Here is a 13,647-nt window from a genome sequence, read left to right as displayed (position 1 = left end):
ACAGTGTATTTCTTCGCTCATACATAGGTTTATCCTTTCTCATTTAGGGTATTATTTAAAAAACTGTATGATGAAAAGAAATGCTCTTGCTAAGACCCTCACACACAATTCGATACATAAAAGGAGCTGATTTTAGAAATGGAAGTTATATTATATATTGCCGCACTGCTTGCAGTTATTGCATTTATTGTGCTGGTAGTATATGTAGTAATCACGTTAAAAGCAACAAAAGAAACCCTGAACAACGTATCTAATACAATGCAAGGACTTGAAAAGCAAATACAAGGTGTAACAACTGAAACAACGCAGCTTTTAAATAAAACAAATCGTTTAGCTGACGATATCAATCATAAATCTGCAAAGTTAGATGGGCTATTTGAAGGTGCAAGAGGCATTGGCGATACAGTTAAAGATTTTAATCAAACATTGAGGCAACTTTCCAGTACAATATCCCGATACTCTAAGGAGGATCAGGAAAAAGCTGCTCAGGCAGTCAAATGGGGAGCTTCCATACTGGAATATTGGAATAAAAGAAAAAGAAAATAATTAAATTTAGGAGGAATCAGGATGCCAGAAAATAATATTAATACCAAAGATTTTATTATTGGATCACTTGTGGGAGCTATTATTGGTGCATCAACAGCATTACTATTCGCACCAAAGTCAGGAAGAGAGCTGCGAAGCGATATCAATCAGGGTGCTACACAAGTAAAGGGTCGTGCTAGTGAGTTCAAGGATGCTGCACAGGAAAAAGGTATGGTGCTGAAAGATAAAGCATTCGCAACAAGTGCTGAGCTGACAAAGAAAGCTGTGGATACGACATCACAATTTTCTAAAAATGTTGCTCAAAAATCTCAAGAATTTAAAGAGAACGTTACACAAAAATCGCAGGAATTAAAAGAAACTGCTGCTCAAAAAGCAAACGAAGTAAAAAAAGATGCTGCCAAAAAGGCAGGAGAAGTAAAAGCGGATGCTGAACAAAAGACTGAAGCAGTAAAAACAGATGCAGCAGATAAGAAAAAGGAAGTTAAAAAAACGGCAAAAACAGCAACAAAATAAGTTGAAAAAGACTGTCACAGTCTGATATGCTCCCCTTAAGGTAGAGAGATTAAAAATAAAACATCTGTCTAACTTAAGGGGAGTTTTTATGTCCAATAAATATTATTCGATTGAGTTTAAGTATGAAGTGATTAAGGAATATAAAAATGAAGAATATTCAATAGGAGAATTAGGTGCAAGATACGGAGTTCCGGATGTCTATTGTTTCGGGACCCCTCTATTGTTGCTACAATAGAATAGAGGTGGTATGTATGTTATCAGTCCGATGTTATTGGAAAGAGTATCCGAACCGTTTGACTCGGAGTGTTATATCACCGAACTCAAATTGGATGGAATTCGTCTCATACTCTCCAAATTTAACAATAAAATTCGTCACTATACGAGACACAACAACGAAGTAACAGCCCTAATTGCAGAAATATTCGAAGTTCTGGAACTACCAGATGGTACCGTTTTGGATGGAGAATTGATTGTTCCTGGCGCGAATGGTGTACCTGATTTCGAAGCAATGATGGAGCGGTTCAAGAGCAAAAAGAGCAAGCATCCCATTCAATTCTGCGTATTCGATATCCTTTATTATGCCGGTGAAAGGATTACGTCCTTCCCGCTTATCGAACGCAAAGAACGTCTGAATAAGCTGGAATTCCATTCGGAAAAGACAGTGCAGGTTCAATGGGCCGAAGGAATGGCATACCGTATTTCCATTTAGTAAAGGAACAAGACCTGGAAAGGATTGCCCTGAAGCGAAAGGATTCGAGGTATCACGTCAATAAACGCTCCGATCAATGGTTGAAGGTCATCAAATATAAATATATCGACGTGATGATAACGGCATGGTGAAGAAGGACCGTTCTTTTCTATTAAGCTTAATCGATGACGGACAACCCATTGGATTAATGGAATTTGTGCCTGTCCATGGTAGAAAAAAGATTCATAGAGAAGTGGAAAGACACGGCGTGAAGGAAACGGATAAAATCATACGTTTTAATCAAGGCATTCCATGTAATGTGAAATTCCGTAACTGGACACGCAATCATAAATTAAGAATACCGTCCTTCCATCAATTCATTTCTTAGAATTGGGGAAAGAGTATTAAAAAAAGGAGTTGGGAATCGAATCCAAGCTCCTTTTGCCTTTAAGGGGTACCGTCAGGAAAATGCAGATTAACAACGATAAGCCTATTTTCAAGACGATTACCCCGATTTTAACAACGTTTAGACAGTTTTAGTGGTCTTAGAGTATGTAGCGCGACCTTTTCTTGGAAGAGTATGAGCTCACCATATAAATTTGATTATTTAATTATTTCGGATTGCAACGAGACGTGAACATTTCCCAGTCAGAAACAATCGGTCTACCTACCTCTAAATCCCAGCTTCCTGCTACTGCACCAAAAACATCATAATCCCAATGGCATTTATATTGGTTCCATAAACTTCCGTTGTCGTTTCGGATACCACTATAATTTCTTCCTAATTCACTCCAAGCAGCCTCCATTGTTGGTCCCCAAAGTCTGACGGACCACTTTGGTTCCATTGAATATGTGTAATAACCGCCACGTGTAGAAGTCCATACATCATTAAAGTATTCATCAAGATTTCCGCTAAGTGCAATTTCGACTTTTCCCATAGTGTTATCGCTTAAAAGACGCGAAACTACATCATTTCGCTCCTCTTCTGGAAAGGATTCAACATAAGATTCCAGTCTCACTCCAACTTCATCAATCCAATCACGGTTATCTTCCATGTATTGATCTCTTTCCTCAGAAGGTACAGCGTCAACTGTTTCGATTGCGTCCTTTAAATACTTAAATTCATCCGTTTTAGTTGCTGCGGATACTGGATTAAAATTACCGAATACCATAAGGGTAGTTAATGCAATGAAAGCCGCCGTTTTCAGTTTGTTTTTCATTCTAATTTCTCCTCGCATTCTACTAAAATTCTACTTAAAAGTAGTTTTAGTTCATTAATATAAGAAATGCTTCAATGCTTTATTGCTTTATTGCCCGTCAGTATCACTCCCCTCCGTCTATCACAACTGAGCCCATTAGTAAAACTACCTAAGTACCACCCCTGTCTCTTTCCATTCTAGTAAACTACCCCTTAAAACCAAATAGGATAATATAACTGTTTTATGTAAATTTTTTGTAAATTAGTTATATTTGTTAGTAGTGAATTGCTATTAGAAGCGTAATTCACGGCTTTCAGTGATTATTTCGTTCTTTAAAATCAGGTTTTGACAAATGTATCACACTTCGCTATAATCATTTATATCATAGTACGCTATAAGGAAGGTGGTGTTTGATTGGATAAAAGAATACGTAGGTTTTATATGCCAATGACAGAAACCAGCTTTTATATCCTGTTTGCTTTGCAAAATGAAATGCATGGTTATAGCATCATGAAACACGTGAAAACCCTCACAAAAGGTGAAATAGATCTAGGGGCAGGGACGGTATATACCAGTTTGTCCAAAATGGAGAAAGATGGGCTAATTGTTCTTGTGAAAACAGAGAGTAATCGAAAATTTTATAAAATCACTGATTTAGGACGTGAAATATTAGATATTGAAATCCTGCGTATTGAAAGATTATATAAAAACACAAGAGCATAGGGAGGGGTGTAATAATGATTGAAAAGAAAACAATCAGAAGGAGTTTTTATATATCCGATTTTGAGGAGGAGCAAGACTTTTTATCCACTCAACACAACGCTGGATGGAGATTGACCGATACAAGAGGCAAGAAATATTTTTTTGAAAAATGCGATAAAGAAGCTGCTATATATCAGATAGACTTTAATCCGAAAGAACAGCGTAAAAGTGAATATGTACAATTATTTACTGATTTTGGATGGGAATTCGTGGCTGAAAAAGACGGCAGATTTTATTTTTCAAAACCTGCTTTACAGGGGAGCGAAGAAAAAATATTCAGTGATCGTGAAACGAAACTCGCTATGTGCAGAAAGATTATCAAGCGTAAGCTGGTTCAACTTATCCCTCTAACAGTCATTTCGATTATCATTTCATGTGTATTAGCATTAAATATGTTTCTTTATAGCTTCTTCCCATTAGGTATCATTTTCATTGTATCGCTGATATGGCTTGGCGGATTAGTACTGACTCTTTACTCAACAAAATATTTATCAGGATTTTTCAAACTCAAGAAAATAATTGAAAATATGAATTAGAAAGGGGACATGATTATGTATGGTTTGTTAAATATTGGAAGCCTTGTGCTGGGTTTGATTGCATGGATATTACCTATTGCAAGTCTGGCAAAGCGTAATAAAGATAATAACAAAACTTGGGTTTTATTTTCGATAGCAAGTATTAGTGCTTGTGTAATCTCGCTATGTTTTCAAATTTTATATAACGATTACTTAGTCAGGATAGAGGATTGGTCGGCTCTTATGGACACTTCTAAAGGTGTGGTTCGTCTTTCTTTCCTGCTTTCTATAGTTACTATTGTACTTAATGTAATTAGTGCAATTGTATATAACAAAAGAAGTAAATGATAACTACTCATTCAACCTTCTTCAGCTATAATGGTCGTTAATGGAAGTAATCAAAGCCTAATTTCTTACCCGAGAGATTAGGCTTGTTTTATATCTGGATTTCCTTATCGTTGTTAATTCGCATTTTCCTGCCGCTACCCCTTAAATTAAAACAGTATAATGGTCATAGAGAATTAAAAGATACGGCAAAGGGAAGGAAAAGTTCTATGACTAAAGGGAGAAAAACTAACTGGAAAGAACGGATTAAGATTGTACAAGATACATTGGCGAATGATAAGAATTATCAACAAACTGCGGAGATCCGTAAAGTATCCTATCAACAAGTTTATCAATGGGTGCGTAAATATGAAGCTAATGGATGGGATGCATGAAAGGATAAACGAGGACGTTCCAAAAGTGAAGAAGAATTATCTCCAGAAGAAAAGATGAAGCTAGAGATGCGTCGAATAGAAAAAGAAAATGAACGATTACGTGCAGAAAATGCATTCCTAAAAAAGTTAGAGAAGATTGAAGGAGGCAAAAATAAATCAAGTAAGATTTGAAGATAAATATATCGCAATAAAAGAAATTCATATGGAGGAAAATCTATCTATCTTCCTTCTTTGTGAAATCACAGAAATTGCACGCACTGCTTATTATAAATGGTTGAATCGCAAACCATCTAAACGGGAAATTCAAAATAAAGAAATTATAAAAGAAAAGGTCACCTTACATGAAAAAGTGGAAGGTATTTATGGATACCGTCGAATGAAGCTAAACTTGGACAAGAAATTTGAAAATAAATATGGGCATAAAATCAATCACAAACGAATTTATAGTTTAATGAAAATCGCTAAATTACAATGTGTCATACGTAGAAAGAAGAAACCTTATAGACGATCTGTCCCTCAACAGCAGAAGAACTAAACGAAACATGGGTAACTGATGTCACTGAATTTAAGTATGGCACTTCTAAAAAAGCGTATTTAAATGCCATACGTGATTTATATGATGGATCTATTGTTAGTTATATTTTTGGACATCGAAATAATAATTGGTTAGTTTTCAAAACATTAGAAGTTTCATTATACGATGAAGAACATCCACTTATTCATTGTGATCGAGGATTTCAATATACTTCTCATGGATTTAAACGCAGGGTAAACGAAGCTGGGATGGTACACAGTATGTCTAGTGTCGGTAAATGTATTGATAACGGACCAATGGAATCGTTTTGGGGAACGCTTAAATGTGAAAAGTATTATTTACATAAATACGAAACATTTGACGAACTGAAAAGAGCAATAGACTAGTACATTCATTTCTATAATTATGAAAGATATCAAGACAAATTAAACGGCCACAGCCCTATAGAATATAGAGCTATGGCCGCCTAAAACATTTTATTATTTCCACTGTCTACTTGACAGGGGGGAGTTCAAACTGTGACAGCCCTTTTTTATTAGTCTCCCCAACTAATTTCGAGTCTATCTCCAGAGATAATCTTATCATCAAAGGAGGAGGGCTTATTATTCTTCAACAATTTAAACTTTCCATTTGCTTGTGACAAATCGACATGTACATAACGAAAAACATCCTGAAAAATAAAAGGCTCCAGTTTCCTTTCTTCCATCTTCAACACATCCTGGTGCTGAATTGGGTCCTCAAAACGTAATGAACCCTCTTTACGCGTGATTTTAACAAGTGGCTGTGTCATTATAACCTTTTCTCCATTAAACGTAACAGTAATCTTATTAGAGGCTTTTTTATCAAGCTGCAGAACCAGATCATATACAGTTGGTTGCTTTGCGGGCATTACCTCTATTCTGTCGCTCTTTTTTAAAATATTATCTAAGGCTGCTTCTTCATTGTTAACTAAGATTTTGGTTGTTCCAGCTGATACCGTGATGGGCTGATTGTTCATTAGTATCGTGAATGGTTTTGCAATAAGATTCGTTTTCAAATTTCGCTCATGTAAAAATGTGCGAATTGTTTTAGTCTGCTTCCAAGTGATTATGTCACCATCCCTAATGACATAATTTGAATTTCTGACAATGCCATTTACATAAATATCTGTTTCGAGCTTATATGGCTGCTTATTATAGAAAACAGTCATTGACGGTGCTTCACCAACAAGCTCCATTAATGTTGTCTGTATAGGCAACCCATCAGCACCAGCAACAAATTTAATTTCATCACTATCCTGGATAAAGTCATCAACATTTGCAGGATTATCATTTAAAAAAATTTGCGGTGCTTCCCCAAAGCTGCCTGGCAGTGTGACAAATTTTCCATTTACCGTGACAATTGTGGCTAATCCTGGTTTTCCATAAAGCTTATTTAATTTAATTCCGGCTTGTACCAGACAATCTCCAATAGTAAGCTGCTTCATTTCAAATAGACGAATGACCTGCTTATTGACCGTTACACTAACATAATGGACAGGGTTTTCTTTCGCAGCTATTGCAATTCCAATTGGTGTAACAAAATCAGGACCTGTTGGAATATTATCATGATGTAAATGTGGGATTGCATTGATTCCACGAATTGCAACGCGGTTATGGGGGAGATCCAGTTTATCTGCGAGCACAGTTGTTAAGTTTGGTGTTAAGCTTCCACCACCAACTAGCATAACAGCGCGTGGAACCTTTGCATTTAACTGAACAATCTCAGCGGCTATTGACTCTGCAAGACTATCGACAGTCTTTGCAATGTCTTGAGCAAGTGCTTCCTCAGTGATGACAGATTCAAAACCTAATATATCTTCAACTGTAAATCCCCCATCATTTACGATTGCACGTTTGGTTTTCTCGGCTTCCGGAAAATCAAGCAAATAATGATCACTTATTGCTTCAGTTATTTCATCCCCAGCCACCGGAACCATTCCGTACGCTACGACAGTTCCTCTATCTGTGATTGCAATATCGCTTGTACCGGCACCAATATCGACAAGCGCAACATTTAATCTGCGCATTGACTCTGGTATTAATACGTGGATGGCTGCTATTGGCTCAAGTGTTAGTGCCTCCATATCCAAATCTGCACGCTTGAGAGCCGCTAGCAAAGATTCAACGACCACTTTGGGAAGAAACGTAGCAATTATCTCAACTGCAGCTTCTTTTCCGCTTTGGTCAATTAATGAGCCGATTTGTGTTTGATCCAGCTTATAATTTAAAACAGAATACCCAACACAGTAATAGTTGCTATAATCATTATTTTTCTCTTGCTTGGCAAGTGTTTGCTGTGCATTCTGTACAGCGGTAAGCTCTATGTGCTTAATCACTTCAGTATCTGTAATTGGTTGGTGGTGCAATGTAATAGAAGCACTTGCTACCACTGTTTTTAATGATCTTCCTGCAGCTGCAACACATGTTTTCGTAAATATGGTATCAGCTTTTTCTTCAAGCTTTTCTTTTACCTCCTGAATTACTTGAGCAACCGCTACTACATTATGTATTTGCCCATCACGCATCGAACGTTCTGTATGTTCTTTTGTATAATAATCAATAACAGTGAATGAATTATCAAGACTCTCCAAAATAATGCCGGTAACGGAACGAGTGCCAATATCGAGGGCAAAAATAGTTTCTCCCATCGCTTAAACACCTTCCTTTTAATAGATTAATAGTTATGTGCCAAAAGACTCTGTTCGAGAATGCTTTGAGTGAATCTTTTGTGTAACGGATAAGTAAAAAATCCTAATTAATAGAATAAGTAAAAAGATATCTATTATATTATAAACTTATTGGTGACAAATGAAAGAATTTTAGCTATAATTGTCTCTAATTATTAAAAAATGACTTCAGGGGGATTTGAAATGAGTAATGAAATGGAACAGCTTAGAGTTCAGATGGATGAAGTGAATTTAGAAATTTTGGAATTAATAAACCGTCGTGCAGAGATTGTTCAGCAGATTGGTCAGCTGAAAACAAAGCAAAGTATCAAACGATTTGATCCAGTGCGTGAGAGAGAAATGTTGGATAAAATTAAGGATAATAATAATGGTCCATTCCAAAATTCAACACTGGAGCATATTTTTAAAGAAATTTTTAAAGCGAGTTTGGAATTGCAAGAAGATGATCATAGTAAAGCATTACTCGTTTCACGGAAAAAGAAACCTGAAAATACAGTGATTGAAATTAAAGGTGCCAAAATAGGGAATGGAAATACCAGCTATGTATTTGGGCCATGTGCTGTTGAAAGCTATGAACAAGTAGCAGCAGTTGCAGAGTCTGTGAAAAGCAAAGGCTTGAAATTACTGCGTGGTGGAGCGTTTAAACCTAGAACTTCTCCATACGATTTCCAAGGACTCGGTGTAGAAGGGCTGCAGATTTTAAAACGTGTTGCCGACGAATATGATCTGGCAGTGATAAGTGAAATCGTAAATCCTGCACATATTGAAGAAGCTGTTGACTACATTGATGTCATTCAAATTGGGGCAAGAAACATGCAAAACTTTGAATTGCTAAAGGCAGCAGGAGATGCGAATAAACCTGTACTATTAAAGCGTGGCTTATCCGCAACGATTTCTGAATTCATTAATGCAGCAGAATATATTAACTCGCGTGGAAACGGCAATATTATCTTATGTGAACGCGGTATTCGCACATATGAAAAAGCAACACGAAACACACTTGATATTTCAGCAGTTCCAATCTTAAAACAGGAAACGCACCTTCCGGTTATGGTAGATGTTACACATTCTACTGGAAGACGTGATTTACTTCTTCCAACTGCAAAAGCAGCACTTGCTATTGGAGCTGACGGTGTGATGGCTGAAGTCCATCCAGATCCTGCAGTGGCATTATCTGACTCTGCACAGCAAATGGATATCCCAACGTTCGATCAATTCTTTGAAGAGATCAAAGGTATCGAGAATCGTTTGAAATAAATAGTGTTAAGAGAAAGGCTGAATAATTGCAGCCTTTCTTTTTTTTGACTAATAATTTTCTATCTTTACGTTTCACGGACGGCTAAAGAATGTTATGCTATTAAAGGCAAAAATTCATATATAGTTGTACATACCGTTTATTTTTTTCAGTTTCTGTGTTAATAGAAGTATGCTAGCATTGTTTTTTGTTAAACCTAATAGTGGCTAAGCTCGCATTTGTGTACATTTTTAGACAATTTCCCTGATTTCAAGATTTTTTTTGTAATTTTTTTCATCCTAGAGTATTATATAAAGAATAGAAGTCGATTTGTAATATTAGGAGGTAGACTTAGATGAACATAACAATATATGATGTAGCTCGTGAGGCAAATGTCTCGATGGCTACTGTTTCTCGTGTTGTTAACGGAAATCCAAATGTAAAACCAACAACACGTAAAAAAGTATTAGCAACGATTGAGCGATTAGGCTATCGTCCGAATGCTGTTGCTAGAGGATTAGCAAGTAAAAAAACAACTACCGTAGGAGCAATTATTCCAGATATCTCGAATATTTTCTTTTCCGAGCTCGCTCGAGGAATTGAAGATATTGCAACAATGTATAAATATAATATCATTCTGAGTAGTTCGGATCAGAATAAAGATAAAGAACTGCAGCTTATTAATACGATGCTGGAAAAGCAAGTGGACGGGATTTTATTTATGGGCGGAAGCATTGATGAGGATCATATCCAGCAATTTAAAACATCTTCTGTACCGGTCGTGCTTGCAGCTACGCATGACCCGGCAGACGAAATTCCTGCAGTGAATATAGATTATGAACTTGCAGCATATGAAGCGACTAAACACTTAATCGATAATGGACATAAGCATCCGGCTTTAGTTGCAAGTAATCTGGACTTCGGTGTTAACAAATTAAAATATAATGGATATCTCCGTGCATTACAGGAAGCATCGATTGAATTAAATGAAGCGTTGATTTACAAAGGAGCTTATGCTTATCAAACAGGACTAGAAGCAGTAGAATACTTCGCAAATCTGGATGAAAAGCCAACTGCTATATTTGTAACCTATGATGAGCTTGCACTTGGTGTTATCCATGGTGCACAGGACCGCGGATTGAATGTGCCAGATGATGTAGAAGTATTTGGCTTTGATAACACAAGACTTGCAACAATGGTTCGACCTACATTGACTACAGTTGTCCAGCCAACCTATGATATTGGTGCAGTAGCAATGCGGCTGCTTACAAAATATATGAATAAAGAAGAAGTGGAAGATAATAATGTTGTATTACCGCATCGACTTGAATTAAGAAACTCAACATTAGAAAAATAATGCCGATATAATTAGTAAATTAGATAGTGTTCAAAAAGTTACCAACCAATTTGAAGAGGGTAACCTTTTGAACTCTTCTTGTTTTAGTAAAGTGACATAGGGAGCTAAATAATATGAGAAAACGTGATTTCCTAACTCCAATTGGTATTACTTTAGGTTTTATTATGCTGATGTTGGCAATTATGACAAATAGTGGAACGGAAGGGGTTGCATCGTTTGCAGACATACCTTCCTTATTTATTGTAATCGGAGGCTTAGTTGCTTCCATGTTAGTCACATTCAAAATAGATCAAATTAAGTTAACAGGTAAAATGATGAAAGAAGCATTCCATAAAAATGATATGCAGTTGCCTGAACTAACTCGGTTGTTTGTACGTCTTTCGGAGCGTGCAAGAAGGGAAGGCATTCTTGCATTGGAAAGTGAGCTCGAAGATATTGAAGATCCATTTATTAAAAAGGGTGTATTGCTTGCAGTGGATGGGATAGATCCGGAGGTCATTACAGATATTATGAATGCTGAAATTACAGCTATGGAGGATCGGCATTATAAGGGGAGAGTACTCTTTGAAAAGGCCGGAGATTATGCTCCAGCATGGGGAATGATTGGAACATTAATCGGTCTTGTTTTAATGCTGAACACGTTGGAAGACCCTGGTACATTAGGGCCGAGCATGGCTGTAGCGCTTCTAACTACACTTTATGGAACTGTACTCGCCAATCTGTTTTTCCATCCCATGGCAAGCAAGCTAGGGACGAAGACAGAGGAAGAGGTATTTACGAAGCAGATTATTATTGAGGGTATTATCGGTGTTCAATCTGGGCAAAACCCACGCATTTTAGAAGAAAAGCTTAGCGCTTTCCTTTCAAATGATGCAAAAGAGCGAAAAGATGTAGAAAATAACAGCAGTTTTGCTGGGAAAAGTGTAAATGAAGCATAAAAAATTAAAATGGGAAAGCAATTCTAGAGTGTGATAATTTATCACATAATTATTTTAAGATGCTGTTGAAAGAAGCTGTCTAAGATGGACAGCTTCTTTCTTTTTGGAAAAAATCTAACATGTAACTTTTAGCGAATTGGTTTTGTATACTTTAATAGACTTTTTAACAATTGTTCATTTTTCTCTGTGATTTCCGCTTTTCTAGGAATCTTTGGAAATGCTTCTTTACCATCATGCCAGCTGGCAGGCAGCTTATCAGGAGATTCGTCTTGCCACTTTTGTAACCATTGAACAGGGAGCGCTCCTTCTGCAGATTTTCCCAGCTTCATCACATGCCATATTTGTGCCCAGGCACGAGGAACAACTCGCCACATATCATAGCCCCCGCCACCGATTGCAATCCATTTTCCATTACAGTACTTATGGGCCAAATCATGTGCCACGAATGGAATTTGTTCATAAATCGCCATTGTGCCGCAAAGATGTGTTAAGGGATCAAAGCAATGTGCATCAGCACCATTTTGTGTCACAATTACATCTGGCTTGAAGAATGCTGCGATTTCTCTTGCCGCAGTTTCATAGACGTACAAAAAGGATTCATCTTGTGTAAAGGCATCAATTGGAAGATTAAAGGAATATCCATGGCCTTCTTTAATGCCACGTTCATTCACATTTCCTGTACCAGGGAAAAGGTATCTACCAGTTTCGTGAATAGAGAAAGTGCATACATTTGGATCATCATAGAACGCCCATTGTACGCCGTCACCATGGTGTGCATCGGTATCAATATATAACACTCTCAAATTATATTTTTCCCGAATATATTTGATTGCAACAGCACTATCGTTATATATGCAAAAACCAGAAGCCTTTCGTTCAAAACCATGATGTAAACCGCCTCCAAGATTAAGTGCATGATCTTTATTCCCACTGAGCACTTCATCGACAGCAGTTAATGTACCGCCAACTAAAAAACTCGCAGCTTCGTGCATATTTGTGAAAATAGGAGTATCTTCCGTTCCTAAACCATATTCTTGTCCAGCTTTTTCGTCTAATCCACCTCGTCCAGCTCGTTTTACCGCATCGATATAATCGTAGTCATGAAATAGTGAAAGCTCCTCATCCGTTGCCATCCTTGCAGGGATAATTTCTTGATTTGTTAAAGTTCCAGTCATTTCCAATAATTCCTTTGCTAATTGTACTCGTTTGTGATTGAAAGGGTGCTCACTATGAAAATGGTAGGCTAGGTAATCATTGGAAAAGACAAAGGCAGAATTGTTATGCATTATATGAGCCCCGGCCCGTTGTTTGGCCACAGCAATTCGTAGCCAGCATTACGCAAATCCTGAATGATTGGCAATGGATTCATTGTTTGGATGCGGAAGACAAGCACTTTATAATTTAAATCATTTTTATACGGATAAACTAAGACAGAGGCAATGTTCGTTTTTCTTTTTCCAAAAATAGCTGTAACCTCAGGCAAAATACCAGGTCTGTCAGGAACTTTTACTTCGATTAATGAGCTTTGAACATGTGTGCCAGTTAGCTGTATTAAGGTATAAAGCATGTCTTTTTCTGTAACAACACCAACTAAACGATTATTAGAGACAACGGGAAGACAGGCAATTTCTTTATCATAAAAAATTGATGCAATCTCTTCTACAAAATCCATTGGGTGAATTGTAATCACAGGCAGACTCATTATAGTTTGAATTTCATTTTGCAATTCACTGTTGTCCGCATCTTTAATAAACTTCGATGGACTAGCATCACGTACATCTCGGTCAGAAACAATTCCGATTACCTCGTACGATTTATCTACAATCGTAATATGACGGATACGATGCTTTTCCAACAATTCCAATGCGTTTGCAATTGTTGCTCCGGGCTTAAGGGTTATGACATCTTTTTTCATAATCTCTTCAACATGCATA

The 13,647-nt window shown here is 37.0% G+C and carries 15 protein-coding genes and 1 pseudogene; 12 read left to right on the top strand and 4 right to left on the bottom strand.

Features of this window, described 5'->3' with window-relative positions:
• The first annotated feature begins 138 nt into the window (after positions 1-138).
• The 4 genes and pseudogenes from NSQ77_RS01450 (at position 139) to NSQ77_RS01435 (ending at position 2,135) form a co-directional block, all read left to right on the top strand.
• Complete coding sequence (locus tag NSQ77_RS01450; RefSeq protein WP_339228433.1) at positions 139-546, top strand: DUF948 domain-containing protein; 408 nt, start codon at positions 139-141, stop codon at positions 544-546.
• Between the two features lie 21 nt (positions 547-567).
• On the top strand, positions 568-1,059 hold the full coding sequence (locus tag NSQ77_RS01445; protein WP_339228432.1) for a YtxH domain-containing protein: 492 nt from the start codon (positions 568-570) through the stop codon (positions 1,057-1,059).
• An 88-nt stretch (positions 1,060-1,147) separates the two neighbouring features.
• Positions 1,148-1,294, top strand: coding sequence for a hypothetical protein (locus NSQ77_RS01440; RefSeq protein WP_339228431.1), 147 nt, complete (start codon positions 1,148-1,150; stop codon positions 1,292-1,294).
• Between the two features lie 12 nt (positions 1,295-1,306).
• Positions 1,307-2,135 (top strand): annotated as a pseudogene (locus tag NSQ77_RS01435) (ATP-dependent DNA ligase).
• A gap of 223 nt (positions 2,136-2,358) precedes the next feature.
• Here the strand turns inward: NSQ77_RS01435 and NSQ77_RS01430 are convergent.
• A complete protein-coding gene (locus NSQ77_RS01430; RefSeq protein ID WP_339228430.1) occupies positions 2,359-2,967 on the bottom strand; it encodes a DUF2599 domain-containing protein in 609 nt (202 codons plus the stop codon).
• 393 nt (positions 2,968-3,360) lie between these two features.
• Here NSQ77_RS01430 and NSQ77_RS01425 point away from each other — a divergent pair, with 393 nt between their 5' ends.
• From NSQ77_RS01425 to NSQ77_RS01405, 5 genes are all read left to right on the top strand, one after another.
• Entirely contained in the window at positions 3,361-3,669 is a 309-nt protein-coding gene (locus NSQ77_RS01425; RefSeq protein ID WP_339228429.1) for a PadR family transcriptional regulator, read from the top strand.
• Positions 3,670-3,683: 14 nt separating this feature from the next.
• Positions 3,684-4,244 (top strand): DUF2812 domain-containing protein, encoded by a 561-nt coding sequence (locus tag NSQ77_RS01420; RefSeq protein WP_339228428.1) that lies wholly within the window; start codon positions 3,684-3,686, stop codon positions 4,242-4,244.
• Positions 4,245-4,259: 15 nt separating this feature from the next.
• On the top strand, positions 4,260-4,571 hold the full coding sequence (locus tag NSQ77_RS01415) for a hypothetical protein (RefSeq protein ID WP_339228427.1): 312 nt from the start codon (positions 4,260-4,262) through the stop codon (positions 4,569-4,571).
• Positions 4,572-4,777: 206 nt separating this feature from the next.
• A complete protein-coding gene (locus NSQ77_RS01410; RefSeq protein WP_339228426.1) occupies positions 4,778-4,942 on the top strand; it encodes a helix-turn-helix domain-containing protein in 165 nt (54 codons plus the stop codon).
• Positions 4,943-5,078: 136 nt separating this feature from the next.
• Positions 5,079-5,477, top strand: a complete 399-nt coding sequence (locus tag NSQ77_RS01405) for an IS3 family transposase (protein ID WP_339228425.1) — start codon at positions 5,079-5,081, stop codon at positions 5,475-5,477.
• Between the two features lie 535 nt (positions 5,478-6,012).
• Here NSQ77_RS01405 and NSQ77_RS01400 read toward each other — a convergent pair.
• Positions 6,013-8,145, bottom strand: a complete 2,133-nt coding sequence (locus NSQ77_RS01400) for a cell division protein FtsA (protein ID WP_339228424.1) — start codon at positions 8,143-8,145, stop codon at positions 6,013-6,015.
• 222 nt (positions 8,146-8,367) lie between these two features.
• Here NSQ77_RS01400 and NSQ77_RS01395 point away from each other — a divergent pair, with 222 nt between their 5' ends.
• From NSQ77_RS01395 to motP, 3 genes are all read left to right on the top strand, one after another.
• Positions 8,368-9,441 carry a bifunctional 3-deoxy-7-phosphoheptulonate synthase/chorismate mutase gene (locus NSQ77_RS01395; RefSeq protein ID WP_339228423.1) on the top strand — a complete coding sequence of 358 codons (1,074 nt, stop codon included), beginning with the start codon at positions 8,368-8,370 and terminating at the stop codon, positions 9,439-9,441.
• Positions 9,442-9,773: 332 nt separating this feature from the next.
• Complete coding sequence (gene ccpA / locus NSQ77_RS01390; protein WP_339228422.1) at positions 9,774-10,775, top strand: catabolite control protein A; 1,002 nt, start codon at positions 9,774-9,776, stop codon at positions 10,773-10,775.
• 113 nt (positions 10,776-10,888) lie between these two features.
• Positions 10,889-11,713, top strand: a complete 825-nt coding sequence (motP, locus tag NSQ77_RS01385; protein ID WP_339228420.1) for a flagellar motor protein MotP — start codon at positions 10,889-10,891, stop codon at positions 11,711-11,713.
• A 128-nt stretch (positions 11,714-11,841) separates the two neighbouring features.
• On the opposite strand, the gene NSQ77_RS01380 is transcribed toward motP, so the two are convergent.
• A complete protein-coding gene (locus tag NSQ77_RS01380) occupies positions 11,842-12,999 on the bottom strand; it encodes an acetoin utilization protein AcuC (protein ID WP_339228419.1) in 1,158 nt (385 codons plus the stop codon).
• The gene (locus NSQ77_RS01375) at positions 12,999-13,646 is read right to left on the bottom strand and encodes an acetoin utilization AcuB family protein (RefSeq protein WP_339228418.1); all 648 of its coding nucleotides are present in this window, start codon (positions 13,644-13,646) and stop codon (positions 12,999-13,001) included. The genes NSQ77_RS01380 and NSQ77_RS01375 overlap by 1 nt, the downstream gene beginning before the upstream one ends.
• Position 13,647 lies beyond the last annotated feature (1 nt).

The organism is Oceanobacillus sp. FSL K6-2867, assembly GCF_037963145.1.
Taxonomy (GTDB): domain Bacteria; phylum Bacillota; class Bacilli; order Bacillales; family Amphibacillaceae; genus Oceanobacillus.
This window is presented reverse-complemented; position numbering and strand designations above follow the sequence as displayed.

Bases quoted from the DNA above. Each gene is read 5' to 3' on its own strand.
- NSQ77_RS01450 (WP_339228433.1), top strand. From the start codon at position 139: ATGGAAGTTATATTATATATTGCCGCACTGCTTGCAGTTATTGCATTT.
- NSQ77_RS01445 (WP_339228432.1), top strand. From the start codon at position 568: ATGCCAGAAAATAATATTAATACCAAAGATTTTATTATTGGATCACTT.
- NSQ77_RS01440 (WP_339228431.1), top strand. From the start codon at position 1,148: ATGTCCAATAAATATTATTCGATTGAGTTTAAGTATGAAGTGATTAAG.
- NSQ77_RS01430 (WP_339228430.1), bottom strand. From the start codon at position 2,967: ATGAAAAACAAACTGAAAACGGCGGCTTTCATTGCATTAACTACCCTT.
- NSQ77_RS01420 (WP_339228428.1), top strand. From the start codon at position 3,684: ATGATTGAAAAGAAAACAATCAGAAGGAGTTTTTATATATCCGATTTT.
- NSQ77_RS01415 (WP_339228427.1), top strand. From the start codon at position 4,260: ATGTATGGTTTGTTAAATATTGGAAGCCTTGTGCTGGGTTTGATTGCA.
- NSQ77_RS01410 (WP_339228426.1), top strand. From the start codon at position 4,778: ATGACTAAAGGGAGAAAAACTAACTGGAAAGAACGGATTAAGATTGTA.
- NSQ77_RS01400 (WP_339228424.1), bottom strand. From the start codon at position 8,145: ATGGGAGAAACTATTTTTGCCCTCGATATTGGCACTCGTTCCGTTACC.
- NSQ77_RS01395 (WP_339228423.1), top strand. From the start codon at position 8,368: ATGAGTAATGAAATGGAACAGCTTAGAGTTCAGATGGATGAAGTGAAT.
- ccpA (WP_339228422.1), top strand. From the start codon at position 9,774: ATGAACATAACAATATATGATGTAGCTCGTGAGGCAAATGTCTCGATG.
- motP (WP_339228420.1), top strand. From the start codon at position 10,889: ATGAGAAAACGTGATTTCCTAACTCCAATTGGTATTACTTTAGGTTTT.
- NSQ77_RS01380 (WP_339228419.1), bottom strand. From the start codon at position 12,999: ATGCATAACAATTCTGCCTTTGTCTTTTCCAATGATTACCTAGCCTAC.
- NSQ77_RS01375 (WP_339228418.1), bottom strand. From the start codon at position 13,646: ATGCATGTTGAAGAGATTATGAAAAAAGATGTCATAACCCTTAAGCCC.